The organism is Corynebacterium jeikeium (genome assembly GCF_000738175.1).
GTDB lineage: Bacteria > Actinomycetota > Actinomycetes > Mycobacteriales > Mycobacteriaceae > Corynebacterium > Corynebacterium jeikeium_C.
This window is the reverse complement of record NZ_JFCH01000044.1, coordinates 1-3,810: the sequence shown is the minus strand read 5'-3', so window position 1 is coordinate 3,810 and position 3,810 is coordinate 1. Positions and strand designations below refer to the sequence as shown.

Below are 3,810 nucleotides of genomic sequence, written 5' to 3'. Positions count from 1 at the left end.
TGTGTGGATGCTTGCTAATGGGCGGATGATCACTTCTGTGTGGTTGTTTGTGTGTTGTGGGTGTTCAGTGTTGTTTGAGAACTGTATAGTGGACGCGAGTATCTTCTTTTTTGTGATTTTTGTTTGAAATCATTGTTGTTCACGCGCTGGCTGCATGGATGTTTTGTTTGTGTGGTTGGTGTGTGGGTGTCTTAGTATTTGTGTGTTGTCTGTGAAGGGCGCACGGTGGATGCCTTGGGCATGATAAGCCGATGAAGGACGTGGAAGGCCGCGATAGTCCTCGGGGAGTTGTCAATCGAGCGTTGATCCGAGGGTGTCCGAATGGGGAAACCTGGCCACAGTTGTGTGTGGTCGCTGCATGGATGAATTCATAGTTTGTGTGGTGGTAACGCGGGGAAGTGAAACATCTTAGTACCCGTAGGAGAAGAAAATAATAATGATTCTGCTAGTAGCGGCGAGCGAACGTGGATTTTGGCTAAACTGCATGCGTGTGATACCTGGCAGGGGTTGCGTGTGTGGGGTTGTGGGGTTGTGTTGTGCGGTGCTGCCATGCCGTGCCCTGGTGTCATGTGTTAGCGGAAGTGGTTTGGAATGGCCTGCCGTAGACGGTGAGAGTCCGGTACGTGAAAGCATGTGGTGTTGGGGTTGACATGATGTACCCGAGTAGCAGCGGGCTCGTGGAATCTGCTGTGAATCTGCCGGGACCGCCCGGTAAGCCTGAATACTTATTGTGACCGATAGTGTATGAGTACCGTGAGGGAATGGTGAAAAGTACCCCGGGAGGGGAGTGAAATAGTACCTGAAACCGTGTGCCTACAAGCCGTCAGAGCCTTTTAGAGGGTGATGGCGTGCCTTTTGAAGAATGAGCCTGCGAGTCAGCGGCATGTCGCGAGGTTAACCCGTGTTGTGGGGTAGCCGTAGGGAAACCGAATCCTAATGAGGGTGTTTTTAGTGGCGTGTCCTGGACCCGAAGCGGGGTGATCTACCCATGGCCAGTGTGAAGCAGCTGTAAGAGGCTGTGGAGGCGCGAACCCACTTAGGTTGAAAACTGAGGGGATGAGTTGTGGGTAGGGGTGAAAGGCCAATCAAACTCCGTGATAGCTGGTTCTCCCCGAAATGCATTTAGGTGCAGCGTCGTGTGTTTCTTGCCGGAGGTAGAGCTACTGGTTGGTTGAGCGGGACTATCATCTTAGCGACGTCAGCCAAACTCCGAATGCCGGTAAGTCAGAATGCGGCAGTGAGACTGCGGGGGATAAGCTTCGTTAGTCGAGAGGGAAACAGCCCAGATCGCCGGTTAAGGCCCCTAAGAGTGTGCTAAGTGGAAAAGGATGTGGGATCGCGAAGACAGCCAGGAGGTTGGCTTAGAAGCAGCCATCCTTGAAAGAGTGCGTAATAGCTCACTGGTCGAGTGGTTCTGCGCCGACAATGTAGTGGGGCTCAAGTACACCGCCGAAACCGCGGAACTCAATCTTTTGGTTGGGTTGGTAGGGGAGCGTCGTGTGATCGTGGAAGCTGCCGGGTGACCGTGTGGTGGAGGTTATGCGAGTGAGAATGCAGGCATGAGTAGCGAATGATGCGTGTGAAACGTATCCGCCGGATGACTAAGGGTTCCTGGGTCAAGCTAATCTTCCCAGGGTGAGTCGGGTCCTAAGGCGAGGCCGACAGGCGTAGTCGATGGTTAACGGGTTGATATTCCCGTACCCGTGTGTGTGCGACCAATGGTGAATCAGTGATACTAACCACCCTGAAGCGTGTCACATGCACTTTGTGTGTGTGGTGTGTGGATGCGTGGGACCTGATCTGGTAGTAGCCAAGCGATGGGGTGACGCAGGAAGGTAGCCAAGCCACTGATTGGATTGTGGTGTAAGCGTGTGGCCCGCAGGATTAGGTAAATCCGTCCTGCATGTGGGTGAGGCGTGATGCGTACCCGTTGTGGGGATGTTGGTGATCCTATGCTGTCGAGAAAAGCCTCTAGTGAGTGCATGTACGGCCCGTACCGTAAACCGACACAGGTGGTCAGGTAGAGAATACTAAGGCGTTCGGGTGAACTGTGGTTAAGGAATTCGGCAAAATGGCCCCGTAACTTCGGGAGAAGGGGTGCCACTGCTGGTGAACGACGTGTTGAGCTGGTGGTGGTCGCAGAGAATAGAGGGAAGCGACTGTTTACTAAAAACACAGGTCCGTGCGAAGACGGGTAAGTCGATGTATACGGACTGACGCCTGCCCGGTGCTGGAAGGTTAAGAGGACCTGTTAGGACTTTTGTCCGAAGCGGAGAATTTAAGCCCCAGTAAACGGCGGTGGTAACTATAACCATCCTAAGGTAGCGAAATTCCTTGTCGGGTAAGTTCCGACCTGCACGAATGGCGTAACGACTTCCCTGCTGTCTCAACCACAGGCCCGGTGAAATTGCAGTACGAGTAAAGATGCTCGTTACGCGCGGCAGGACGAAAAGACCCCGGGACCTTCACTATAGCTTGGTATTGGTGTTCGGTTCGGTTTGTGTAGGATAGGTGGGAGACTGTGAAGCGGCTACGCTAGTGGTTGTGGAGTCGTTGGTGAAATACCACTCTGATCGGATTGGGCATCTGAACCTCGGCCCGTGATCCGGGTTAGGGACAGTGCCTGGTGGGTAGTTTAACTGGGGCGGTTGCCTCCCAAAGTGTAACGGAGGCGCCCAAAGGTTCCCTCAGCCTGGTTGGCAATCAGGTGTTGAGTGTAAGTGCACAAGGGAGCTTGACTGTGAGACTGACAGGTCGAGCAGGTACGAAAGTAGGGACTAGTGATCCGGCACCGGCTTGTGGAAGCGGTGTCGCTCAACGGATAAAAGGTACCCCGGGGATAACAGGCTGATCTTCCCCAAGAGTCCATATCGACGGGATGGTTTGGCACCTCGATGTCGGCTCGTCGCATCCTGGGGCTGGAGTAGGTCCCAAGGGTTGGGCTGTTCGCCCATTAAAGCGGCACGCGAGCTGGGTTTAGAACGTCGTGAGACAGTTCGGTCTCTATCCGCCGTGCGCGTTGAAACTTGTAGAAGGCTGTCCCTAGTACGAGAGGACCGGGACGGACATACCTCTGGTGGGCCAGTTGTCACGCCCGTGGCATGGCTGGTTGGCTACGTATGGGAGGGATAACCGCTGAAAGCATCTAAGCGGGAAGCCTGTTCTGAGATGAGGTTTCTTTTGAGGTTCCCTGTAGATTATGGGGTTGATAGGCCGGATCTGGAAGTCATGTGAGTGATGGAGGTGACCGGTACTAATTAGCCGATGTTCAACACATTATTTGTGTGCTAGGGTTTTGATTTCTTGTCGCATTGTGAGTGTGCTCGCGTCTGTTATGCAGTGTCTGGAACGGCACTACACACCAGTAAGCCCCGGTTGTGGGTGTGGTTGGGTGTGTGTTTTGTTCTGATTATTGGTTTGTCGGTGGTTGTTAGCGGTGGGGTCACGCCCGGTCCCTTTCCGAACCCGGAAGCTAAGCCTACCTGCGCTGATGGTACTGCACCTGGGAGGGTGTGGGAGAGTAAGTCACCGCCGGCACTAAAACTAAAAATTAAGGGAGTATGTACGTTTTAAATGTGCATACTCCCTTTTTTCATGCCCAAATGCAATTGCGGGTTAAAGGACAAAAGGGGATGCGGACGGAATCTTGGAGGATTCCATCATGAACCGCTCATACACCAAGGAGCAGCGACGCAGAGCTCTGCAGGTTTACAAGCGCACTCAATCGGTGACCAAGACCGTCCGTGAACTTGGTTATCCAGGGCGATGGACGCTGTACAAATGGTTGCGTGAACCCGCCAAACCTGGTCG

At 53.5% G+C, this 3,810-nt stretch carries 2 rRNA genes and 1 pseudogene; all 3 read left to right on the top strand.

Annotation, left to right across the window (positions count from 1 at the left end):
* The first annotated feature begins 201 nt into the window (after positions 1–201).
* A 23S ribosomal RNA gene (locus tag JQ46_RS07310) occupies positions 202–3,278 on the top strand.
* Positions 3,279–3,419: 141 nt separating this feature from the next.
* Positions 3,420–3,537: ribosomal RNA gene (rrf, locus tag JQ46_RS07305) — 5S ribosomal RNA — on the top strand.
* Between the two features lie 124 nt (positions 3,538–3,661).
* A pseudogene (locus tag JQ46_RS11595) lies at positions 3,662–3,810 on the top strand (IS3 family transposase); the annotation flags it as partial.